Here is a 22,062-nt window from a genome sequence, read left to right on the forward strand (position 1 = left end):
GAGGAACGCTATCCCACCGGCGCAGCTGCTCCGGACTTAGGAGTCTTCGAGGCGGAAGCCGACCTTCATCGTCACCTGGTAGTGATCGATCTGGTTGTCCTCGATGTGGCCGCGGATCTCGCTGACCTCGAACCAGTCGAGGTGCCGCAGGGTCTCGCCGGCGCGGGTGATCCCGTTGGTGATCGCCTGGTTCAGGCCCTCTTTCGAGGTCCCGACGATCTCCGTGACCCGGTAGGTGCGATCGGTCATGACAAACCTCTCTCCATCCGGCTGCGCCAGGGCGGGCGGCGCGGCGTACCGTTGTTGTGAGGAGGATAGATGTCGAAACGCCATGAGCGGAGCGACGCGACGGTCGTCTCGGTGACGAGTGCGCAGCCGGGCCGGTCCGAGGATCTGGACAGCCGGATCGCGCGCTACGCCTGGATGATGTCGATCCGGATCGTCTGCTTCGTGCTCGCCGTCGTCACGCCGTCGCCGTGGCGCTGGCTGTTCGTCGTCGGAGCGATCGCGCTGCCGTACTTCGCGGTCGTGCTGGCGAACGCCCAGCGGTCCGCGACGACGCCCGCCGCGGACCCGTACCTGGCGCCCGCGAGGCCCGCGATCGGGGAGCGTCCGACGGTCGTCGTACCCGCTGACAACGACACTTCCCGGGACACTTCCCGGGACACTTCTGAGGACCGTCCGGCCGACACCGAAAAGTGATCTGGGCCGGGACTGGAAAACTTGGACTGATCCGTGTCAGAATCTCCCGCGTGCTCTGAAGTTCATGAGTGGAATTCAGGGACTTGATGCGGCGTCGGACGGCTCCCCCCGTGGCTGTCCGACGTCGCTTCATTTTGCCCAGGCTATTGATTATTGAGGCATCAGGAATGCAGAGGAATGGCACCCGCGGATGACTGAAGAAGGTATGCCCGCGGCCTGCTCCGCCAAGGGCTGCGGCCGGCCGGCCACCTGGGCACTGCTGTGGAACAACCCGAAGATCCACACGCCCGACCGGCGCAAGACCTGGCTGGCGTGTGACGAACACAAGGACAGCTTGTCCGACTTCCTCGGGCGCCGGTCATTCCTGCGCGAGGTCGAGCCATTCACCGGGTGAATGCCGCGGCACTGCTCAAGAGGGACTGAAAAACTACATTTCCGGATTGGGCCGGTATGAACCCGGTATGTCCTCAGCCGCCGATCGCGGACATCGGGCGGGACGGTTGCAGGAAGCTCGGGTCGTTGATGCCGTGACCCGGAAGTTTGTTGAGCATCGCGCGACGCCAGCGGTCGGCCAGTTCGGCGTCGTCGGCGCCGGCCCGGAGCGCGGTCCGCAGATCGGACTCGGTACGCGCGAACAGGCAGTCCCGGACCTGACCGTCGGCGGTCAGCCGCACCCGGTCGCAGTCGCCGCAGAACGGGCGCGTGACCGACGCGATGATGCCCACGGTCTGCGGCCCGCCGTCGACCAGGAACGACTCGGCCGGCGCACTGCCCCGCTTCGACGCGTCGTCCGGCGTCAGGTGGAACCGCTCGGTAAGCATCCCGAGAATCTCGTCGGCGGTGATCATCGTCGACCGGTCCCAGCCGTGCTGCGCGTCCAGCGGCATCTGCTCGATGAACCGCAGTTCGTACCCGCGCTCGAGACAGAACTCCAGCAATTGCGGCGCATTCGAGTCATTCACGCCGCGCATGAGGACTGCATTGACCTTCACGGGCGTCAGACCCGCGTCGTGCGCGGCCTCGAGCCCGGCGATCACGTCCTGCAGCCGGTCCCGCCGGGTGAGCTTCTCGAACATTTCCTGGTCGACGGTGTCGAGGCTCACATTCACCCGGTCCAGACCGGCCGCCTTCAGCGCGACGGCCTGCCGGGCGAGGCCGATCCCGTTGGTGGTCAGCGACACCTCGGGACGCGGCGCGAGTTGCGTCGTACGGGAGACGATGTCGACCAGGCCGCGGCGGAGCAGCGGTTCGCCGCCGGTGAAGCGGATCTCGTGCACGCCCAGGTGCGTGACCGCGACCGACACCAGGCGGACCACCTCGTCGTCCGTGAGCAGTTCCGGCTTCGCGAGCCAGTCCAGGCCCTCTTCGGGCATGCAGTACGTGCAGCGCAGGTTGCAACGGTCCGTGAGCGACACCCGCAGGTCGGTCGCGGTCCGGCCGTAGCGGTCCGCCAAACCTGTGTGAGTCGCTGCCTGGATCGTCGTCACGACCCCAGCGTACGTGCCGGGCGTCGGCCGTTTCAGGGCATGGCTTAAGTTCGAGACGTGGGTCGCCTCCTGAACATCCGTTGGATCGTCGCCGCGCTGGGCGTGCTCGTCCTCGCCGGCGTCTGCGTGCAGCTCGGTCGCTGGCAGCTGCACCGCCTCGACGAACGCAAGGCGCGCAACGAGGTGACCCGGAGCAACCTGGCCGCCCCGGCCGCCCCGATCGACCAGATCCTCGGTCCGCCGGGCGTCGTCGGAGACCAGCACGCCTGGCGCACCGTCGTCCTCTCCGGACGGTACGACGCGTCCAAGCAGGTGGTCCTGAAATACCGCAACGTCTCGGACAAGCCCGGCTTCGAGATCGTCACGCCGCTGGTCCTCGCGGACGGGAAGGCAGTGCTGGTCGACCGCGGGTTCCTGGCCCGGCAGAGCTCGGAGCTGATGCCGCTGCACGTTCCCGCCGTACCGGCCGGCGAGGTGACCGTCACCGGCCGCCTGCAACGCAGCGAACGTGGCGGCCACACCAACGGCGGTACGCCCGACGACGGTACGGCGCGACTCATCAACGGCCCGGACTACGCGAAGGTGCTCGGGCTGAACCTGTACGACGGCTACGTCACCGTGACCAAGCAGGAGCCGGCGAACGACCCGGCGTTCAGCTCGTTCCCCGGTCCGGAGATCGACGACGGGCCGCACTTCTTCTACGCGCTGCAGTGGTTCTTCTTCGCACTGCTGGCGCTCGGCGGGCTCGTCTACTTCTCCCGGCAGCAGGTGACCGCCGACAAACCCGCGGAGCAGCAGCCCGAAGCCGTCGAACGGCCCCAGGCGCACGCCGGCGCTTCCGACTGACAGCTAGCTGCCTGAGGACTCCCGTTGCCTTGCGCAACGACGGTCCTTGCCATCGGCACGAGATGCGCCGCCGGGTGTGGTGCGGCAGGATGGTGGTGTGGACCTCGGACTGCGTGATCGCACCTACATCGTCACCGGCGCGAGTGCCGGACTCGGCTTCGCCACTGCCAAGGCGCTGGCCGCCGAAGGCGCCCGGCTGGTGATCTCCAGCCGCAACGAGGAGTCGATCGCGCGGGCCGCGGCGGAGCTGAACGCGCTGCCAGGAGCCGGCGGGAGCGTCGTCGGGATCCCCGTCGACAACGCCGACCCGGACAGCGCGGAGCGGCTGGCGGCGACCGCGATCGCCAAGTGGGGCGAGTTGCACGGCGCGCTGATCAGCGTCGGCGGGCCGCGGGCCGGGACCGCGCTGGACACCGACGAGGAGGACTGGCGGTCGGCGTTCGACAGCGTGTTCCTCGGCGGGCTGCGGATCGCTCGCGCGGTCGCCCGGGCCGGCGCCGAGGACACCTCGATCGCGTTCGTGCTCTCGTCGTCGGTGAAGTCCCCGATCGCCGGCCTGGCGATCTCGAACGGGCTGCGGCCCGGTCTCGCGATGGTGGCGAAGACGCTCGCCGACGAGCTCGGACCGAACGGGATGCGGGTGAACGGCCTGATGCCGGGACGGATCGCGACCGATCGCCTGAAGGAGCTCGATGCTCGCGGCGGCGACCCCGACGCGTCCCGGCGGGCCGCGGAGAAGACGATCCCGTTGCGCCGCTACGGCACCCCCGACGAGTTCGGCCGGGTCGCGGCGTTCGTCCTCTCCCCTGCGGCGTCGTACCTCACGGGCGCCATCATCCCGATCGACGGCGGCGCCCTCCGTACCTTCTGACGGGCCGCGTCACCCCCACTGGCCGGGCACGTAGTCGCCGGCCGGCTGCTGGGTGATGACGTTGATGCGGTTCCAGGTGTTGATCCCGGCGATGGCCGCGATCAGCGCACCCAGCTGCTCCTCGTCGTAGTGCTTGGCGGCGTTCTGCCACACGTCGTCGGGCACACCGGCGGAGTCGGCGATCCGGGTGGCGGCCTCCGCCAGGGCGAGCGCAGCCCGCTCCTCCTCGGTGTAGACGGTGGCTTCGCGCCACGTCGCGACCAGGTTGATCCGGACCGTGGTCTCGCCGTGGTGCGCGAGATCCTTCGAGTGCATGTCGACGCAGTACGCGCAGCCGTTGATCTGGCTGACGCGCAGCTCGACCAGCTCGAGGGTGGCCAGCGGTACGCCGGCGTCCAGCGCGACGCGCGCCGCGGAGTTGAGGTGCTTGATGAACTTGCCGAGGACCGGGTTGGTGAACAGATCCAGACGAGCGTCCATAAGAGGTGTCTCTCCTAGCGAATGAGTACGTTGACACCCATCCGACGAGACAGCCCGGGACAGTGTGAGTTCGGCAGGGTCAGTCCGGGGCGATCCGGTTGCCCTGCTCGTCCCAGTGCTCGGCGACCTTCTTGCTCGGCTGGACCCGGGGCGGCTCCCCCGGCATCTTCGGGTAGTCCGGCGGGAAGTTCAGCTCGCCGCCGGGGAGTTCCTCCCAGAGCTGCAGCAGCGGCTCCAGCGGGTACGCCGTGTCGTCCATGTCCGCCCACGGGTCGCCGTCGGCGAGGTACTCCGGAACCGTGTGCAGGTTGAACGCCCGCGGATCGTCGACCTCGGCGAGCCGCTCCCAGGTCATCGGCGTACTCACCGGCGCTCCCGGGCGCGGGCGGAGCGACCAGGCGCCCGCGACGGTGCGGTCCCGGAGGTTCTGGTTGAAGTCCAGGAAGATCGACGCCTCGCCGCGTTCCTCTTTCCACCAGGCGGTGGTGACGCCGTCGTCGCGGCGTTCGAGCTCGCGGCCGAGGCCGATCGCGGCATGCCGGACCTCGTCGAAGCTCCACTCCGGGCGGATCCGGACATAGATGTGGATGCCGCGGTTGCCGCTGGTCTTCGGGTACCCCCGCAGGCCGAGCTCCTCGATGAGTTCGCGGGCGACGCCGGCCACCCGCCGGGCATCGGCGAAGGTCGCGCCGGGCTGCGGATCGAGGTCGATGCGCAGCTCGTCGGGGCGGTCGAGATCGCTCTTGCGCACCGCCCACGGGTGGAAGGTCAGCGTGCCCATCTGCGCCGCCCAGACCGCGGCGGCGGGCTCACTCAGGCACAGCTCGTCGATCGGGCGCCCGTTCGGCGTCAGCACACGGCAGGTCTCGAGCCAGTCGGGCGCGCCCTTCGGGAGCCGCTTCGAGTAGAAGCCGTCCCCCGTCTGACGACCGGTCGCGTCGACCGACAGCGTCATACCCTCGCGCCACCCTCCGGGCCAGCGTTCCAGCGCGACCGGGCGGTCGCCCGACGCCCGCATGAACGCGGGAGCGACCGCGGTGAAGTACTCGCAGACCTGCAGTTTGGTGACCTCCGGAGCCCAGTCGGTCGCCTCGTAGGCCACCCGATCGGGGCTGGACACCCGGACCTCCCGGTCCCCCACGGTGAGCATCACCGCTGTGCTCTTCGCCATGCCGCGACCGTATCGGAAATCTCGGAAATTCCGTGCGGCACACGGGAAAGGCAACTTTTCTCGACCTCTGGCCACGGAAGGTGACTGGGCGGTAACGTTCCTGCACCTCGTTCCTGGGGCGTGAGGCCCCCGGGACACCTGACAAGGAGCGCGAGGATGAATAGATCCGCCCTGATCGCCGCTGCCACCGCAGTGGTGACCACTACCGCCCTCGGACTGACCAGTGCCACCACAGCAACAGGTGCGCCATCGGCCTCCCCTGTCCCCACACCCGCCGCGGCCGTTGCCAAGGCCAAGGAGGCGATCAGCAGCAACCTGACCGCGCTCCGCGCCACCACGGCCGACGCGTTCGTGGTCAAGGACGTGATCGTCGACAAGGACGGCTCCAGCCACGTCCGGATGGACCGCACGATCGGCGGCCTCCCGGTCCTCGGCGGCGACGTCGTCGTCCACCAGTCGAAGGACGGTGCCTTCAAGGGCGCCAGCCTGTCACTGGGCAAGAGCGCGAACGTCGCCCGTACGCCGAAGGTCAGCAGCGCGACCGCCACCACCAAGGCGCTCGCCAAGGGCCTCAAGGCCGACGGCAAGCCCAGTCTGGTGATCGAGGCCCGCAAGGGCGCACCGCGGCTGGCCTACCTGGTCACGGCGGTCGGCACCCAGGCCGACGGTACGCCGAGCCGCATCACGACGACCGTGGACGCCCTGACCGGCGCGAAACTGGTCAGCGAGCAGCACATCGAGACCGCGACCGGTGACGGCAAGAGCCTGTACAGCGGGACCGTGCCGCTCGAGACCTCCACGGCGACCGGCGGCTACACGCTGACCGACGCCGCCCGGGGCGGTGGCTACACCGCCGACGCGAACAACAAGACCGACTCGATCCTCTGTCAGCTGTTCGGGTTCGGCTGCCCGGTCCCGACCCGGTTCACCGACGCGGACAACCACTGGGGCACCGGCGTCAACACGGACCGCGCCTCCGCCGCCGTCGACGCGCACTACGGCGCCGCGACGACGTACGACTACTACAAGACCGTGCACGGCCGGAACGGGATCTTCGGCGACGGCAAGGGCGTCCCGAGCCGCGTGCACTACGGCTCCAACTACGTGAACGCGTTCTGGGACGGCAAGCAGATGACGTACGGCGACGGCGACAACGTCGTGGCGGGTCCGCTGGTCTCGATCGACGTGGCCGGCCACGAGATGTCGCACGGCGTCACCGAGCACACCGCGAACCTCACCTACTCGGGTGAGTCCGGCGGCCTGAACGAGGCGACCAGCGACATCTTCGGAACCCTCGTCGAGTTCTACTCCAACAACGCCTCCGACCCCGGTGACTACTACATCGGCGAGGAGATCATGAAGGACCGCCCGGCGCTGAGGTTCATGGACAAGCCGAGCAAGGACGGCAACTCCGCCGACTGCTGGTCCTCCGGCGTCGGCAACCTCGACGTGCACTACTCCTCCGGCGTGGCGAACCACTTCGCCTACCTGCTGGCCGAGGGCACCGGCGCGAAGACGATCGGCGGGCTGCCGCACAACGGGTCGACCTGCAACGGCACGACGCTGAACGGCATCGGGCGTGACAAGCTCGGCAAGATCTGGTTCCGCGCGCTGTCGACGTACATGACGAGCGGTACGACGTACGCGCAGGCCCGGACCGCGACGCTGAACGCGGCCACCGACCTGTACGGCGCCAGCAGCCCGGAGCGGGCCGCCGTCGCCGCCACCTGGTCGGCTGTCAGCGTCAACTGACGTGACCGACTGAGCAGCCGGTCCTGTCCCACTGGGGCGGACAGGACCGGCTTGTTCAAACGTTTTGACCCCCTTAATGCATTGCCACGGTGTTTGTGCGGACCTACCGTCACAGGCATGGGTGGGGTACCCGGGGGTGGGCCGCGGCTGCGTTCGGCGCGGCCGGTTCTTCTCGTCGTCGACGCTGACCCGGAGCGTCTGGAACGGTGCGAGACCGAGCTGGATCGCGGCTTCGGCGCGGACTTCCGGGTCCGCGGCGAGCTGACGGCGGCGGCCGCGCTCGACTGCCTGCGGCGCGCGCACGAGTGGGAACAGCGGGTCGCGGTGGTGCTGGTCGACCATCTGCTCCCCGACGACGACCGGGCCGAGATCCTCGCGGCGTCGCGGACGCTGCACCCCGACGCGCGACGGGCGCTGCTGATCGAGTGGGGCGCCTGGGCGGAGCGTACGACGGCGTCGGCGATCCTGACCGCGATGTCGGTCGGCGACATCAACTACTACGTGCTGAAGCCGTGGATCGCGCACGACGAACTGTTCCACCGGACGGTGGCGGAGTTCGTCCAGGAGTGGTCGCGGTACGAGGTCGCCAACCTGCGCGAGGTGGTCGTGATCGCGGCCAGTACGTCGGTCCGCGGCAAGGCCGTCCGCAGCCTGCTGGCCCGCAACGGGATCCCGAGCGCCTTCCGGGACAGTGGCTCGGCGCTCGCGAACGAGGTCCTCGAGTTCGTCGGGGAGCCGGATCCCGGCGACGGGGTGCTCGTGTGGATGCCGGCCGTCGGCGGCAAGGTCCTGCACGATCCGACCGACGCGGAGATCGCCGAGGCGTGGGGCGTCCCGACCACGCTGGCTCCCGACGCGGACCGGTCGTTCGACCTGCTGGTCGTCGGGGCCGGGCCCGGTGGGCTGGCCGCGGCCGTGTACGGGTCGTCCGAGGGGTTGCGCACGCTCGTCGTGGAGCGGGAGTCGATCGGCGGGCAGGCCGGGACGAGTTCGCTGATCCGCAACTATCTCGGGTTCTCGCGCGGCATTCGCGGATCGGAGCTGGCCCAGCGCGGTTACCAGCAGGCGTGGGTCTTCGGTGCGCATTTCGTGCTGATGCGGACGGTGGAACGGCTGGAGAAACGCGGCGATCGGTTCGTCGCCCAGATCGAGGCAGTGGGCGAGGTAACGGCTCGGGCGGTCGTCCTGGCGAGCGGCGTTTCCTACCGGCGGCTCGACGTACCGTCACTGGAGAGCCTCGTGGGCGCCGGGGTGTACTACGGCGCGAGCGTGTCCGAGGCGCACGGTCTGCAGGATCGGGACGCGTGCGTGGTCGGCGGCGGGAACTCGGCCGGGCAGGCAGTGCTGCACCTCGCCCGGTACTGCCGCCGGGTGCTGCTCGTGATCCGCGGCGAGGACCTGGCGGCGAGCATGTCGCAGTACCTCATCGACGCGATCGTTGCCGCCGACAACGTCACCGTGCGGGCGTCGAGCGAGGTGGTCGACGGCGGCGGCGACGGGCGGCTGGAGTACGTCGTCCTGCGGGATCGGCGGACCGGCGACGAGGAGACGATCCCGGTCGACGGGCTCTTCGTGATGATCGGGGCGGTGCCCGGGACCGACTGGCTGCCGGCCGGGGTGGGACGCGACGCGCACGGTTTCGTGCTGACCGGATCGGACGCCGCGGCGGATCCGCGATGGCCCGAGGACCGGCCGCCGCAGCCCTACGAGACGACGATTCCGGGATTGTTCGCGGTCGGCGACGTACGGTGCGGGTCGGTGAAGCGGGTCGCGTCGGCGGTCGGCGAGGGGTCGGTCGTGGTCTCGCAGATCCACACCCACCTCAAGGTCCGCTCGGATGCCTGAGCGGAAGTTCGTCTACACGCCGGCCATGGTCGGCCTGACCGCACTGGTGCTGCTGCTACCGCTCGTCGGCCTCGCGTTGGTGCTGCAGCAGCCACGGCTCGACGTGCATTGGGAGCACCACCCCGCGCACTTCTGGCTGGTGCTGCTGACCGCCGCGCTGAGCGCCGTACTCGCCTACACAACCGGTGCCGCGGCACTGCGGCGCGGTGATGCGCGCGTTCTGTTCGTGTCGCTGGCGTTCCTGTCCGCGGCGGGGTTTCTCGGGCTGCATGCATTGGCGACGCCGAAGGTGCTGCTGGACACACCGAACGCCGGCTTCACGCTCGCAACGCCGGTTGGTGTCGCGCTGGCGTCGGTGTTCGCGTTCCTCTCGAGCCTGACCGTCTCCGGTATCGCGTGGGGACGAAGGCTGCGGATCGGTCTGCTCGTGCTGATGGCCTTGTGGGCGGCGGCTTCCCTGCTGCGGTGGTGGCCGCTGCACGCGACCTCCGTCCCGGAAGTTGCCGACGGCATCCTCACGGCGCTCGCCGTACCCACGGTGCTGCTGTACGGCGTCGCCGCCGCGCGGTACCTGCGGACGTGGTGGGCCCGGCCGTCGCTGATGCTGCTGTCGATGATCGCCGCGTTCGTCCTGCTCGGCGAGGCGATGGTCGCGCTGGTGTTCGCCCGGAACTGGGCGTTGTCGTGGTGGGAGTGGCACGTGCTGCTGCTCAGCGCGTTCGTGCTGGTCGTCGCCGGGGTGCGGATCCAGTGGTACGAGGAGCGGTTCGCGGACCTGTACCAGGAGGACACGGTGTCGGGACGGCGCGAACTGAGCGTGCTGTTCGCGGACCTGCAGGGGTTCACGTCGTTCTCGGAGCAACACGACCCGTCCGAGGTCACGGCGATGCTCAACACCTACTTCCAGGTCGTCGTACCGGAGGTCGTCCGGCGGCACGGCGGCGACGTGGACCGGATCATCGGCGACGCCCTGATGGTGACGTTCAACAAGCGCGGCGACCAGCCGGACCATGCGCATCGGGCGGCCGAGGCCGGGCTGGCCCTGCAGGAGGCGGCGGCCGTCGTCCAGGAAGCGCATCCGGGCTGGCCGCGGTTCCGGGTCGGGATCAACAGCGGGATCGCGTCCGTGACACTGCTCGGGACAGAGGGCGGGAGAACGCATACCGTCATCGGGGACACCGTGAACGTCGCGTCGCGGATCGAGGGCAAGGCGCCGGGTGGGGCGGTCGCGATCGGTCCGGCGACGAAGGCGCTGCTGCCGGAGGCCCGCACCGAGTCGCTCGGACCGGTCAGCCTGAAGGGAAAGGCCGAGCCGGTCGAGGTGTACCAGCTGCTGGCGTTGCACGGCGAATGATCACCCCTGCCTTCGGCCCTTGTTCACGTGTTGGACCTTGGAACGACCGCAGACCGGTGTGAGAATCCGGGAATGTCTGCCCTGTACCGATCACGGCGCCGCCTGGGCGCACTCGTGGTCACTTCGAGTCTCGTCTTAGCCGGCACCGCCGTCCTGATCGCACGGCCCGCCGACGCCGCGTCCACCGACGTGGTCATCACCGAGGTGTACGGCGGTGGCGGCAACAGCGGCGCGCCGTACACCAACGATTTCGTGGAGCTGACCAACAACAGCTCGGCCCCGATCGACGTGAGCGGCTGGTCGATCCAGTACGCCTCGGCGGCAGGCTCGACCTGGCAGGTCACGAAGCTGACCGGCAGCATCGCGCCCGGGGCCGCGTACCTCGTCCAGGAGAGCGGCGGCGCCAACGGGGCGCCGATGCCGACGCCGGCCGTGACCGGGACCATCCCGATGTCCGCGACCGCCGGCAAGGTCGCCCTGGTCACCAACCAGACCGCGCTGGCCTGCGGCGCCACCTGCCACGCGGACACCGGTGTCAAGGACTACGTCGGCTACGGCACCGCGGGCGACTCCGAGACCGCGCCCGCGCCGGGCCTGTCGAACACGACCTCCGCCGCGCGGACCGACCCGGCGAAGGACACCGACAACAACAGCGTCGACTTCGCCGCGGGCAACCCGTCGCCGGGCACCCTGACCGGCGGCCCTGCCGAGCCGCCGGTGGACGCGAAGATCCACGACATCCAGGGTGCAGCGCACCGGTCGCCGCTGGAGGGCAAGCTGGTCGCGAACGTGACCGGTGTGGTCACGGTCAAGGGCAGCAACGGCTTCTGGTTCCAGGACCCGCAGCCGGACGCCGACCCGGCCACCAGCGAGGGCCTGTTCGTGTTCACCAGCTCCGCGCCGACGGTCGCCGTGGGCGACGCTGTCACGGTCGCGGGCTCGGTCGCGGAGTTCCGCCCGGGTGGCTCCGGCGGTACGACGAACCTCACGACCACCGAGCTGACCAACGCGAAGATCACCGTGACCGGGACCGCCGCCGTACCCGCACCGACCATCGTCGGGCCGGGCGGGCGGGTTCCGCCGTCGACCGTGATCGAGGACGACGCCTCCGGTGACGTGGAGACAACGAGCACCGCGTTCGACCCCGCGAGTGACGGCCTCGACTTCTGGGAGTCGCTGGAGGGCATGTGGCTGGGTATCGACCAGCCGCAGGTCACCGGCCCGACGAGTTCGTTCCGCGAGCTGTCCGTCGTACCGGCCGGCGCGGGTGTGCGGACGGTACGCGGCGGGATCCTGCTGCAGAAGACCGACAGCAACCCGGAGCGGGTGCTGCTGGACGACTTACTGACGCCGATCCCGGACGCGAAGACCGGCGACAAGCTGGCCGGTCCTGATTCGACCACCGTGACGGGTGTCCTCGACTACTCGTTCGGCAACTTCAAGCTGCTGCCGACCACGACTCCGACCGTGGTCGACGGCGGGGTCAAGCGCGAGACGACCAAGGCCTCGTCGCCGGTCCAGCTGTCGGTCGCGACGTTCAACGTGGAGAACCTGGACCCGTCCGACGGTGACGCCAAGTTCGACGGGCTGGCGCAAGCGGTCGTGCACAACCTCGCGTCGCCGGACATCCTCGGTCTCGAGGAGGTCCAGGACGACGACGGTGCGGTCAACTCCGGTACGACGAGTGCGGAGAAGACGCTCGGCCTGCTGACCGCGGCGATCGTGAAGGCGGGCGGGCCGCAGTACGCCTGGAAGCAGATCGACCCGGTGAACAACGCCGAGGGCGGTGAGCCGGGCGGCAACATCCGGGTCGCGTTCCTGTACCGGACCGACAAGGCCGTGAAGTTCGTCGACACGCCCGGCGGGACCTCGACGACTCCGACCACGATCGTCACCGACCGCGCCGGCCGGCCGCACCTGAGCGCCTCGCCGGGCCGGATCGACCCGGCGAACCCGGCCTGGGCCGCCACCCGGGTCCCGCTCGCGGGTGAGTTCAAGTGGCACGGGCAGACCGTGTTCGTGGTCGTGAACCACTTCAGCTCGAAGGGCGGCGACAACCCGCTGTGGGGCCGCTTCCAGCCACCGGTGCAGGTGACCGCGGCGAAGCGCCACCAGCAGGCCGCCTCGGTACGCGGGTTCGTGGACCAGATCCTGGCCAAGGACAAGGGCGCGAACGTCGTCGTACTGGGTGACCTGAACGACTTCGACTGGTCCGAGACCGCGGACATCCTGGTCGGCTCCGGCAAGACCGCGCTGATCGACCTGCCGCGGACACTGCCGCTGAACGAGCGGTACAGCTACGTGTTCGAGGGCAACAGCCAGATCCTGGACCAGATCCTGATCTCGCAGAACCTGCGCCCGGCGTCGGCGTACGACGTCGTGCACATGAACGCGGAGTTCCCGGACCAGATCTCCGACCACGACCCGCAGGTGGTCAAGCTCATCCCCCTGCCGTCCTGGGTGCGATAACCCCAGCGGATTTCGGGAGTCTTACGTACGGCGGCCGGGCGGGGTTTTCCTTGCCCGGTCGCCGATACTGGGGTCGTGACAGATGACACCAGGCAGTACGCCGTTCAGAAGTCCGACGCGGAGTGGAAGGCCGAGCTCTCCCCCGCCGAGTTCCACGTATTGCGCCAGGCCGGCACCGAGCGGCCGTTCGTCGGTGAGTACACCGACACCAAGACGGTCGGCGTGTACAAGTGCCGGGCCTGTGACGCGGAGCTGTTCCGGAGCGAGACCAAGTTCGACTCGCACTGCGGCTGGCCGTCGTTCTTCGCGCCGCTCGCGGAGGACCGGGTCGAGTACATCGAGGACTCCACGCTCGGGATGAAGCGCGTCGAGGTCCGCTGCGCCAACTGCGGTTCGCACCTCGGTCATGTCTTCGAAGGCGAGGGCTACGGCACCCCGACCGACCTCCGTTACTGCATCAACAGCATCAGCCTCACCCTCACGCCTGCCTGACCCGCGCGTCGCCCGGTGGGGTTCTAGACTGGGTCGGCTGGTGGATCCTGGGGAAGGAATTTGGTGGCTGACGACGTCCGTAGTCCGCGGGTTCTCGATGTGCTGGCGGCGGAGGAGCCGTGGGAGGTGCCGGGCGCATGGCTGACCCGTGTCCGGGCGCAGCTCAAAGCCTGGGCCGACGATCCCGAGGCTTTGCGGCCGTTGCGCCCCGAGGCGTTCCCGGACTTCATCAAGGGCACGCCCGCCGCCGTCTGGTACACCCACCAGGTCGCTCCGCTGCTGACCGGGTGGATCCCGGTCCTGCACGGTGAGTACGCGGACCTGTCGACCGAGCTGACCCACGAGTTCTACCGGCCGTCCTCCCGCCTGGGCGGCAGCGGCCACGTCATCTACTCGGCGCCGACCGACTGGCACCTGCAGGCCATCGCCGGCGCCCGTGGCTTCCGCGAGAACGGACGCAAGCACGCCCTGCAGCTGTCCCGCAACGTCGCCGCGCTGTTCGTCGACGCTCCCCCGATGGCCGCCCGCGCCACGGCCCTGACCGCCGCGTTCGACCGCGTCCTGGCCAACCGCGACCTCACCGAACTGCACGTCACCGGCGAGTACGACGACATCGCGAAGTACTGGCGTACCGAGGCGCTCACCGACGCCGAGCGCGCCGTACTCCCCGAACTCGCCGGCCCCACCGCCGCTCTGCGCTACTCGCTGAACGCGGTCCGGGACACGCACGCGCGGATGCTGATGCTGAGCCCGGACGAGTACGCCGGCGACTTCGCCCAGGTACTGGCCGAGCTGATCCTGGCCACCGGGCTCCGCGGCATCCCGCAGCCCGTGGCGAAGATCCTCGGCGACTCCGCGATCGACGTGCACAAGGCGCTGCAGGAGATCGACCCGACGTTCTCGCTGCAGACGTGGCACGGCCACGTCAACCAGTGGATGTCCCGCGCGATCCGCAACGGCCAGGCGCCGCTCGCCCGGTCGTGGGGCGCCGCCGCCGTGCGGGTCGGCGTACACCTGTCCGGTGTGCTCAACCGGGCGCCGTGGCCGGAGCCGGAGGTGCCGGACCTGACCACGCTGTTCCGGATGCTCGACCGGGAACGCTGGAGCGCGCTGGAGAACCAGGCCGCGGCCAACCAGGAGGCCTCGCTCTCGGCCGCCTGGAAGGACGTCAAGCAGGAGGAAGCGGAGAACGCGGGCGAGGCCGAGGGCGGCACGCTCGACGAGCCGCTGCCGAAGCCGCTCGACTTCAGCGACAACCCGCTGGCCGAGCTCGACTCGCTGATCGGCCTGGAATCGGTGAAGGACGCGGTCCGCCGGATGGTCGCCGAGGTGAAGACGAACCTCCGCCGCGCCGAGCTCGGGCTGCCGAGTCACGAGCGGGCGCGGCACATGGTGTTCGTCGGCAAGCCCGGTACGGCGAAGACCACGATCGCGCGGCTGCTCAGCCGGATCTACCACCAGCTCGGCGTCCTGGAGAAGGGGCACGTGGTCGAGGTCGACCGCTCGGACCTGGTCGGCGCCGGTGTCGGTTCGACCGCGCCGATGACCGCGGCCAAGTTCCGCGAGGCGCTCGGCGGCGTGCTGTTCATCGACGAGGCGTACAGCCTGACGCCGGAGAACACGCCCGGCGACTACGGCCTGGAAGCGGTCGCGACGGTGCTGAAGCTGATGGAGGACCACCGCAACGACTGCATCGTGATCGTCGCCGGGTACCACCGCGAGATGCAGCGGTTCATGGAGTCCAACACCGGTCTGCAGTCCCGGTTCCCGAAGCTGCTGTCGTTCAGCGAGTACGACACCGACCAGCTGGTCGCGATCTTCGAGCTGCAGGCCCGGCAGAAGGGCATGATCTACGGCGAGGAAGTGCTGGACAAGGTCCGCGCCGTGATCCCGCCCGCGCCGCGTGGCCACAGCTTCGGTAACGGCCGTTTCATCCGGAACGTGCTCGAGGAGGCCGTCTCCAACCAGGCCACCCGGCTGTCGGCCAGCGACCCGGACAAGCTCACCGAGCGGGATCTGCGCGAGCTGATCCCGTCCGACGTCCGGCCCCCGACGTCGATGCGCGCCGAGGACTACCTGCTGCAGAAGCCCGGGACCTAGGGACTCCGAACCTCGGGAATCTCCGTCCCACCCGTCGACTCGCCGAACCGCACAGACTGTCCGCGGAGTCGGACGTCGTGCAGCGTACGATCTCTGAGTGCCCTCCACTCACCGCCGCGGAACTGGGCGGCTTAGGCGGCTTGTCGGCCCACCGCTAGACGGCACAACTAACCTTTTTCGGGCAATGCCCGAAGATCCCAGCGACGGCCTCCCTCTCATCGACGATCGAGGTCTGGGCATACGCGTCGGTTACGACGTCCATCCCGCTGAGGACGGTAGCCTCGAACCGATTGGTGAGGGCATGAGCGTGACGCCAGGTGATCCGCGGAGGCTGCATCCGTACGTGCGGCCCGTCAAGTACGGCGGCAACGGGAAGCACCCTGTGTGGAAGATCGAGATCCGCAAGCTCCCGGATGCGCTGAAGTTCACCCCAGACGACAGCCATCCCGACCACGGCGTTCTTGAGCCTGCGCACGAGATGAGCGTCACTGAGTTCCGCGAGCACATCGCCAGAACACGCACCGAGTGGGTGAAAGATGACTGAACAACTGTCCAACCTCCCCTCGGCTTTGCAGTATCTAAATGAGGTTTTAACCGCTGCCACACCAACACCAGTAGAACTCCATCGAGCGCTACGCGGACTTCAACTACTGGGCTTGTCCCGGTCGGAGATCGAAGTCCATGTCGAACGCGCCCGAGCAGCCAATGATGCGTCTGATATGCGTCCGGAGATTGAGAGAAATGCATTAGATGCCCTCGACATCCTCTCCGGCGTCTTGCCCAGATACCATCTCGACTGGGGAGCAGCGGAGATCGCAAGCATCAGATTGCGTCGCGTTATTACAGACGATGTCTTGAATCGTGGCGCAAAGCGAGCATACCTTTCCAACAATCTTTTACCGGGATACCTCGACCGGGACATAGATACTGATGCACTCACTCGCGCAACGACAGCTGTATATCAAAGTCTCTCGGATCTCGCTGCTAAACCACTCGCGGCGGAGTTTGTTAGGGCAGCAAAATCTGGCTTAACGAGCCGGCCAGCCGCAATGTTGCGCCCACAAGACGCGATTGTTTACGGTGCGCTCGCAGAAATTGTTGCGCGCAATCTAACTCGACATGCCCCGGACACAGTCAAACGATCCCCAGAAGGCCAGGATCCCGCCGCCTTCTTTGAGTTCAAAAAGACGCCACTCGACTGGGACGTCAACTATGTAATATCCGCCGATATCGAGAGCTTCTATGAGTGCGTCGAGCACGAACTCCTCACCTTCTTCATGCGTCGCCATCTGCGCGTCGCCGGCGACTACGCCGACGCGCTTGAAAGCTTCCTTGACGCGGTGATGGATTCACGCCAAGGACTGCCGCAGGGTCCGGCGGCGAGCGAGATATTTGCGTCCGCCTACCTGCTCCCCGTCGACCTCGAACTTAATGCCTCAGGGTGGCAGTACACGCGCTATGCGGACGACTTCCTCATCGGTGCGAGCTCCATCGGTGAAGCCCGAGCAAAGCTTCGATCACTGGAGAATTTGTTACAGGAGATTGGCCTGCGACTGAATACCGGCAAGACTTTTCTATTTCGAGCTGAAACCTATCGGAGGGCGGTCACAGATACCTCTCCAGTCCAGGAGCGAGTCCAACACGAACTCCTTCAGGTCGCGAATAGCCGAACCGAAGCAATCTCTGATGAGATTCTAAATCAGACTCTTGAGGCCATAGCCAACAGAGACTCGCTAATCTCCTCGATTAGCTATGACGATCGTGACCCGGAGCTAATTATCGACGAGCTCGAGTCCACTACCTCAGACATCCTTGTCGAAGCATACGAACGCTACTTCCTGAACGCAACCAGCGGCCTCGAAAAGCGGAGGCTCTCGGAGAGCTACGGCGAAACTGAACAGCTTATCCGAGAGAGCCTCATGATCTTAGGAGGCGCTCGGCATTTCGTTCCTCTCATTCGCCTCAGCAGGGTCATAAGCTGGTTTCCTCAACTCACCCGCCACGTTGTTGCGTATCTGGAAATCATTGCGCCGCAGCACACCAACTTAGCCTCGGCATACATCAGGGAACGCCTTCGAACATTAGAGCAGTCCGAGTGGACTCTTGCGTGGTTCTGCCGTATACCTAGGCAGGTTCCGGCACTTGTCGACTCGCAAGTTGAGTCGGCCCTTCGGGATCTACTCAGGAATTCCGATAGCTCGTTGGTTCGTGCCAGCGCCGCACGCGCACTCGCCGCAGCCGGCCGCTTGGCAGCGTCTGAGGAACGCGAGTTGCTGGATCACCTCTCCGACGTCGCCCGTGCCGACTATGAGTTTGATGCCATCCTCGGAAAGACGCGCGACCTTCCGAACGGAGTTGAGGACACGGACACCGATAGACCGTGAACGATTCGGTGCGCCTCCCTTAGACCGGGGTCGCGAGCGCCACGGGGTTGCCCTCGGGGTCGGCGAGGTACGCCTGGCGCTCGCCCCACGGCATCGTGGCCGGCTCCTGCAGGACCGGGTGGCCGGCCGCGCGGAAGCGTTCCACCTCCGCCTCGACGTCGTCGACGTACACGAACAGCTCGAAGCGCGGCGCCGTACCGACCGTGATGCCGAGCTGGGCCTCGGGCCAGTTCGCGTCGGACAGGCCGAGGGACGACTCGCCGCGCTCCAGGCCGACGTAGTGCGGGTCGCCCTCCAGCGGGAACTGGTACGTCGGTTCGTAGCCGAGGAGCGTGTAGAACTCGACGGACCGGCGTACGTCGGCGACGTAGAGCACCGGAAAGGCCTTGCGATGCATCACACCAGGTTAGCGATCAGCTCGCTGATTTCCGCTCGCTTACCGGTGTAGAACGGGATCTCCTCGCGGACGTGCCGGCGGGCCGTCGAGGCGCGCAGGTCACGCATCAGGTCGACCATCCGGTGCAGCTCGTCGGCCTCGAAGGCGAGGATCCACTCGTAGTCGCCGAGCGCGAACGACGCCACGGTGTTCGCCCGCACGTCCGGGTAGGTGCGCGCCATCTTGCCGTGCTCGGCGAGCATGAAGCGGCGCTCCTCGTCCGGCAGCAGGTACCACTCGTAGGAGCGGACGAACGGGTACACGCAGATGTACGGCCGCGGCTCCTCGTCGGCCAGGAACGCCGGGATGTGGCTCTTGTTGAACTCGGCCGGCCGGTGCAGCGCGAACTGGGACCAGACCGGCGCCAGGTGCCGCCCGAGCCGGGAACGGCGCAACTGGTGGTACGCCTCCTGCAGCGCGTCGGACGTCGGCGCGTGCCACCAGATCATGAAGTCGGCGTCCGCCCGGAAGCCTTCGACGTCGTAGAACCCGCGGATCACGACATCGTCGGCGGCGAGCTTCCCGACCAGGTCGTTCAGCTCGGCGGTCAGCTCGTCCCGGTCGGTCTGAGACTCTGGGCCACCGAGCGGCGTCTCGACCTTGAACACCGACCACAGGGTGTAGCGGATGACATCGTTGAGCTCACGGGCTTTCGGCTTACCAGTCACGATTTCATTGTCTCCAATGCGTTCAGATGCTCCCGCACCCGGGTGGCCGCCTTGCCGCCCGAGGCCACACACGCCGCGATCCCGACACCCCGGTAGGCCGCCCCGCACACCGCCAGCCCGGGTACGTCGGCGACCGCGGCCTCCACCCGGTCGACGCGGTCCAGGTGCCCGACGGCGTACTGCGGAAGACCACCGCCCCACCGCGTCACCAACGAACCGACTGGAGGCGCCTGGAGTCCGATTGCCTGCTGCAGATCGGACATCGCAAGCCGTACGAGCTCTTCGTCGGACCGCTGCAGCACGTACTCCTCGCCGAGCCGCCCGACCGAGGCCCGCAGGACCGCGAGCTCTCCCCCGGCCTCCCCGGACCACGCCCACTTCGCGTGCGAGTACGTCGACGCCTTGATCGTCCGGCCCTCCACGGACGGCACCAGGAACCCGGACCCGGCGGCTCCCGACGGCCAGTCGCGCTTCCGGACGGCGAGCGTGACGATCGCCATGCTCGCGTATTCCACCGCGGCCAGCTCGGTCGATGCCGCGGGCACCAACTGCCCCAGCATCCGACCGGCCGGAGCAGCCGGTACGGCGACCACGACCGCGTCCGCGGTGAGGTACGTCGGCGCGGGCACCGGCCCCGCCTCCAGCTCGAACCCGTCGGCGGTCCGCGAGATCCGGCGTACGGCGAGCTTGGTGCGGATCTCGACGCCGCGGGCGGTCAGGTCCTGCTCGAGTGCGCCGATCAGGCGGTTGATGCCGCCGGCGATGCCGGCGAACACCGGTTGACCGGCGCGCTTCTGACCCAGTTCGCGCAGCTCGGCCGTGGCGGCGAGCAGACTCGGCGCGGTCCGCAGCTTCGCGTACAGGTCGGGGACGGCGGCGGCGAGCGAGATCTCCTCGGCCTTCCCGGCGTACACCCCGCCGAGCAGCGGATCGATCAGCTTCTCGGTCACCGCGGACCCCATGCGCTCGGCAACGAACCGCCCGATCGCCACGTCCTCCGTCAGCGCGGGCGCCGCCAGCTCGGCCTCGTGCGCGACCTGCCCGGCGGCCGCATCTCCGAGAACGTCGGCGGTCGCGGCCGGATCGACCGGGACGCCCATCACGGTCGGCGGGATCGCGCGGATCCGGTCGCCGACCCACAGGCCGGCCGACGTCGTCGCCGGGTGCACCAGGTCGTCTCCGAGCCCGACCGCCCGGATCAGCTCGACGGCCTCGGGCCGCCGCGCCAGCACCGACTCGGCGCCCAGATCGACCGGTACCCCCTCGATCGCGTCCCCGGCGAGCTTCCCGCCGAGCCGCGGCGACCCTTCGAGGACCGTGATCCGCGGCGGGTTCGGCCCGGTCGCGAGCGCGTACGCCGCCGCCAGGCCGCTGATCCCGCCACCGACCACGACCACCTGGGTCATACCAAGCTCATTTCGTACTTCTTCCCAGGCCCCAGATCGGTGCTGCTGGGCCCGACGACCCGGAACCCGACGCGGGTCAGCACGGCCTGCGAGGCAGGGTTGTGGTCCGAGGCTCCCGCCCGGAGCGCGGTCAGTCCGTACGTCGGAGCGAGCTCGATCACCGCCCGGACAGCCGCCGTCGCGAGCCCTTTGCCGGCCCAGTTCTCCGCGATCCGGTAGCCCAGCTCGGCGGCACCGTTCTCCAGATCGATCAGATTCACCCGGCCGACGACCGCGCCGGTGTCGTCGACGAGCACGTGGAAGCGGCAGATCCCGGCCTCCTGCTCCGCCAGCAGCGCCGCGTGGCGCGTGCCGAAGTCGGCGAAGTACTCGTCGCCGCGGTCCCAGATCCACTGAGCGAAATACTCGCGGTTCTCCCGCTCGAACGCGAGTACGGCGTCCTCGTGGTCGGCGCGCATCGGCTCCAGGGTGACGTCGTGGTCAGGCAGGTACATGGGCCGACTTCGTCTGGACGTACTCCGTGATCCGGCGCAGCACCTCGGGATCCGCGTTCGGCGGGACGCCGTGGCCGAGGTTGAAGATGTGACCGGGCGCCGCCTTGCCCTCGGCGAGGATCCGGTCGATCTCCGGCTCGATCGTCTCCCACCCGGTGAACAGCAGGGCCGGGTCGAGGTTGCCCTGGACCGGCTTCGGGGCGCCCCCGGCGGCAGTGACCCGGCGGACCGCCTCGTCCAGCGGGACCCGCCAGTCGACACCGACGACATCGGCCCCGGCCTCGCTCATCAGGCCGAGCAGCTCGCCGGTGTTCACGCCGAAGTGCACCCGCGGTACGCCGTACGCCTTCATGGCCTCGAACACCTTCGCGGAGTGCGGCTGCACGAACCGCTCGTAGTCCCGCGGCGACAACCCGCCGGCCCACGAGTCGAACAGCTGGATCGCCGACGCGCCCGCCTCCACCTGCACGGCCAGATACGCGATCGCGACGTCCGCCAGCCGGTCGGCGAGCGCGTGCCACAGGTCCGGGTTGCCGTACATCATCGCCTTGGTCCTGGCGAAGTCCTTGCTGGGACCGCCCTCGACCAGGTACGACGCCACCGTGAACGGGGCGCCGGCGAACCCGATCAACGGCGTACCGCCGAGCTCGGAGACCAGCTGCCGCACGGCGTCGGTCGTGTACGGAACGTCGGCGGGGGTGACGGGACGGACGGCTGCCAGGCCGGCCGCGTCCCGGACCGGGTCCGCGACCACAGGGCCGACGCCCGGCTTGATCTCGACGCCGAATCCGGTCGCCTGCAGCGGGAAGACGATGTCGGAGAAGAAGATGGCCGCGTCGACGCCGTAACGGCGAACCGGCTGCAGCGTTATCTCGACGACGAGGTCCGGCCGCGTACAGGACTCGAGCATCGTGATGCCCTCGCGGGCGGCACGGTACTCGGGCAGCGCCCGCCCGGCCTGCCGCATGAACCACACCGGAGTGTGCGGCACCGGCTCACCCCGGGCGGCGAGCAGATAGGCGGAACGGTCCGGAGTGGAGAGTGGCGTCACTGGCACACAGCGATGATCCCACGCTGTGATCACGCGGCGATCGGCACCCGGGTG

General features: G+C 68.5%; 21 protein-coding genes. 12 read left to right on the top strand and 9 right to left on the bottom strand.

The window, feature by feature from the left end; all coding sequences use genetic code 11:
* Positions 1-36 precede the first annotated feature (36 nt).
* A complete protein-coding gene (locus E0H50_RS36310; protein ID WP_131295549.1) occupies positions 37-249 on the bottom strand; it encodes a dodecin in 213 nt (70 codons plus the stop codon).
* A 69-nt stretch (positions 250-318) separates the two neighbouring features.
* On the opposite strand from E0H50_RS36310, the gene E0H50_RS36315 reads away from it, so the two are divergent.
* Entirely contained in the window at positions 319-702 is a 384-nt protein-coding gene (locus E0H50_RS36315; RefSeq protein ID WP_131295550.1) for a DUF3099 domain-containing protein, read from the top strand.
* Positions 703-892: 190 nt separating this feature from the next.
* On the top strand, positions 893-1,096 hold the full coding sequence (locus E0H50_RS36320; RefSeq protein ID WP_131295551.1) for a hypothetical protein: 204 nt from the start codon (positions 893-895) through the stop codon (positions 1,094-1,096).
* 73 nt (positions 1,097-1,169) lie between these two features.
* Here E0H50_RS36320 and moaA read toward each other — a convergent pair whose 3' ends face one another.
* Positions 1,170-2,189, bottom strand: coding sequence for a GTP 3',8-cyclase MoaA (moaA, locus tag E0H50_RS36325; protein WP_238151600.1), 1,020 nt, complete (start codon positions 2,187-2,189; stop codon positions 1,170-1,172).
* 57 nt (positions 2,190-2,246) lie between these two features.
* On the opposite strand from moaA, the gene E0H50_RS36330 reads away from it, so the two are divergent.
* Both E0H50_RS36330 and E0H50_RS36335 read left to right on the top strand, forming a co-directional pair.
* Positions 2,247-3,035 (top strand): SURF1 family cytochrome oxidase biogenesis protein, encoded by a 789-nt coding sequence (locus tag E0H50_RS36330; RefSeq protein ID WP_238151601.1) that lies wholly within the window; start codon positions 2,247-2,249, stop codon positions 3,033-3,035.
* A gap of 97 nt (positions 3,036-3,132) precedes the next feature.
* Positions 3,133-3,906 carry an SDR family oxidoreductase gene (locus E0H50_RS36335; RefSeq protein ID WP_131295552.1) on the top strand — a complete coding sequence of 258 codons (774 nt, stop codon included), beginning with the start codon at positions 3,133-3,135 and terminating at the stop codon, positions 3,904-3,906.
* A gap of 9 nt (positions 3,907-3,915) precedes the next feature.
* On the opposite strand, the gene E0H50_RS36340 is transcribed toward E0H50_RS36335, so the two are convergent.
* Entirely contained in the window at positions 3,916-4,386 is a 471-nt protein-coding gene (locus tag E0H50_RS36340; protein ID WP_131295553.1) for a carboxymuconolactone decarboxylase family protein, read from the bottom strand.
* A 79-nt stretch (positions 4,387-4,465) separates the two neighbouring features.
* Positions 4,466-5,557, bottom strand: a complete 1,092-nt coding sequence (locus tag E0H50_RS36345) for a DNA polymerase domain-containing protein (RefSeq protein ID WP_131295554.1) — start codon at positions 5,555-5,557, stop codon at positions 4,466-4,468.
* A gap of 156 nt (positions 5,558-5,713) precedes the next feature.
* Here E0H50_RS36345 and E0H50_RS36350 point away from each other — a divergent pair, with 156 nt between their 5' ends.
* The 8 genes from E0H50_RS36350 to E0H50_RS36385 all read left to right on the top strand — a co-directional run bounded on the left by E0H50_RS36350 (position 5,714) and on the right by E0H50_RS36385 (position 17,953).
* Complete coding sequence (locus E0H50_RS36350) at positions 5,714-7,309, top strand: M4 family metallopeptidase (RefSeq protein WP_131295555.1); 1,596 nt, start codon at positions 5,714-5,716, stop codon at positions 7,307-7,309.
* Positions 7,310-7,426: 117 nt separating this feature from the next.
* Entirely contained in the window at positions 7,427-9,154 is a 1,728-nt protein-coding gene (locus tag E0H50_RS36355; RefSeq protein WP_131295556.1) for an NAD(P)/FAD-dependent oxidoreductase, read from the top strand.
* Positions 9,147-10,508 (top strand): adenylate/guanylate cyclase domain-containing protein, encoded by a 1,362-nt coding sequence (locus tag E0H50_RS36360; RefSeq protein ID WP_131295557.1) that lies wholly within the window; start codon positions 9,147-9,149, stop codon positions 10,506-10,508. The genes E0H50_RS36355 and E0H50_RS36360 overlap by 8 nt, the downstream gene beginning before the upstream one ends.
* Positions 10,509-10,580: 72 nt before the next feature.
* Entirely contained in the window at positions 10,581-12,977 is a 2,397-nt protein-coding gene (locus E0H50_RS36365; RefSeq protein WP_131295558.1) for a lamin tail domain-containing protein, read from the top strand.
* A gap of 75 nt (positions 12,978-13,052) precedes the next feature.
* Positions 13,053-13,469 (top strand): peptide-methionine (R)-S-oxide reductase MsrB, encoded by a 417-nt coding sequence (msrB, locus tag E0H50_RS36370; RefSeq protein ID WP_131295559.1) that lies wholly within the window; start codon positions 13,053-13,055, stop codon positions 13,467-13,469.
* Between the two features lie 63 nt (positions 13,470-13,532).
* A complete protein-coding gene (locus E0H50_RS36375; RefSeq protein WP_131295560.1) occupies positions 13,533-15,569 on the top strand; it encodes an AAA family ATPase in 2,037 nt (678 codons plus the stop codon).
* Between the two features lie 184 nt (positions 15,570-15,753).
* Positions 15,754-16,113 carry a Tse2 family ADP-ribosyltransferase toxin gene (locus tag E0H50_RS36380; RefSeq protein ID WP_131295561.1) on the top strand — a complete coding sequence of 120 codons (360 nt, stop codon included), beginning with the start codon at positions 15,754-15,756 and terminating at the stop codon, positions 16,111-16,113.
* Positions 16,106-17,953 carry an RNA-directed DNA polymerase gene (locus tag E0H50_RS36385; protein WP_131295562.1) on the top strand — a complete coding sequence of 616 codons (1,848 nt, stop codon included), beginning with the start codon at positions 16,106-16,108 and terminating at the stop codon, positions 17,951-17,953. Before E0H50_RS36380 ends, E0H50_RS36385 begins: the two co-directional genes overlap by 8 nt.
* 19 nt (positions 17,954-17,972) lie before the next feature.
* Here the strand turns inward: E0H50_RS36385 and E0H50_RS36390 are convergent, their stop codons facing one another.
* The 5 genes from E0H50_RS36390 to hemE are packed head-to-tail and all read right to left on the bottom strand — an operon-like array spanning position 17,973 to position 22,014.
* Positions 17,973-18,350 carry a VOC family protein gene (locus E0H50_RS36390; protein ID WP_131295563.1) on the bottom strand — a complete coding sequence of 126 codons (378 nt, stop codon included), beginning with the start codon at positions 18,348-18,350 and terminating at the stop codon, positions 17,973-17,975.
* The gene (gene hemQ, locus E0H50_RS36395) at positions 18,350-19,060 is read right to left on the bottom strand and encodes a hydrogen peroxide-dependent heme synthase (RefSeq protein WP_131295603.1); all 711 of its coding nucleotides are present in this window, start codon (positions 19,058-19,060) and stop codon (positions 18,350-18,352) included. The genes E0H50_RS36390 and hemQ overlap by 1 nt, the downstream gene beginning before the upstream one ends.
* A complete protein-coding gene (hemG, locus tag E0H50_RS36400) occupies positions 19,054-20,463 on the bottom strand; it encodes a protoporphyrinogen oxidase (RefSeq protein ID WP_131295564.1) in 1,410 nt (469 codons plus the stop codon). Before hemG ends, hemQ begins: the two co-directional genes overlap by 7 nt.
* Positions 20,460-20,957 (bottom strand): GNAT family N-acetyltransferase, encoded by a 498-nt coding sequence (locus E0H50_RS36405; protein ID WP_131295565.1) that lies wholly within the window; start codon positions 20,955-20,957, stop codon positions 20,460-20,462. Before E0H50_RS36405 ends, hemG begins: the two co-directional genes overlap by 4 nt.
* Positions 20,944-22,014 (bottom strand): uroporphyrinogen decarboxylase, encoded by a 1,071-nt coding sequence (gene hemE, locus E0H50_RS36410; RefSeq protein WP_238151602.1) that lies wholly within the window; start codon positions 22,012-22,014, stop codon positions 20,944-20,946. The genes E0H50_RS36405 and hemE overlap by 14 nt, the downstream gene beginning before the upstream one ends.
* Positions 22,015-22,062 lie beyond the last annotated feature (48 nt).

Source organism: Kribbella sindirgiensis, from assembly GCF_004331435.1.
GTDB classification, from domain to species: Bacteria; Actinomycetota; Actinomycetes; order Propionibacteriales; family Kribbellaceae; genus Kribbella; species Kribbella sindirgiensis.

Bases quoted from the DNA above. Each gene is read 5' to 3' on its own strand.
- E0H50_RS36405 (WP_131295565.1), bottom strand. From the start codon at position 20,957: ATGTACCTGCCTGACCACGACGTCACCCTGGAGCCGATGCGCGCCGAC.
- E0H50_RS36360 (WP_131295557.1), top strand. From the start codon at position 9,147: ATGCCTGAGCGGAAGTTCGTCTACACGCCGGCCATGGTCGGCCTGACC.
- E0H50_RS36390 (WP_131295563.1), bottom strand. From the start codon at position 18,350: ATGCATCGCAAGGCCTTTCCGGTGCTCTACGTCGCCGACGTACGCCGG.
- E0H50_RS36365 (WP_131295558.1), top strand. From the start codon at position 10,581: ATGTCTGCCCTGTACCGATCACGGCGCCGCCTGGGCGCACTCGTGGTC.
- E0H50_RS36350 (WP_131295555.1), top strand. From the start codon at position 5,714: ATGAATAGATCCGCCCTGATCGCCGCTGCCACCGCAGTGGTGACCACT.
- E0H50_RS36320 (WP_131295551.1), top strand. From the start codon at position 893: ATGACTGAAGAAGGTATGCCCGCGGCCTGCTCCGCCAAGGGCTGCGGC.
- E0H50_RS36315 (WP_131295550.1), top strand. From the start codon at position 319: ATGTCGAAACGCCATGAGCGGAGCGACGCGACGGTCGTCTCGGTGACG.
- E0H50_RS36310 (WP_131295549.1), bottom strand. From the start codon at position 249: ATGACCGATCGCACCTACCGGGTCACGGAGATCGTCGGGACCTCGAAA.
- E0H50_RS36385 (WP_131295562.1), top strand. From the start codon at position 16,106: ATGACTGAACAACTGTCCAACCTCCCCTCGGCTTTGCAGTATCTAAAT.
- E0H50_RS36355 (WP_131295556.1), top strand. From the start codon at position 7,427: ATGGGTGGGGTACCCGGGGGTGGGCCGCGGCTGCGTTCGGCGCGGCCG.
- hemG (WP_131295564.1), bottom strand. From the start codon at position 20,463: ATGACCCAGGTGGTCGTGGTCGGTGGCGGGATCAGCGGCCTGGCGGCG.
- E0H50_RS36380 (WP_131295561.1), top strand. From the start codon at position 15,754: ATGCCCGAAGATCCCAGCGACGGCCTCCCTCTCATCGACGATCGAGGT.
- E0H50_RS36345 (WP_131295554.1), bottom strand. From the start codon at position 5,557: ATGGCGAAGAGCACAGCGGTGATGCTCACCGTGGGGGACCGGGAGGTC.
- E0H50_RS36340 (WP_131295553.1), bottom strand. From the start codon at position 4,386: ATGGACGCTCGTCTGGATCTGTTCACCAACCCGGTCCTCGGCAAGTTC.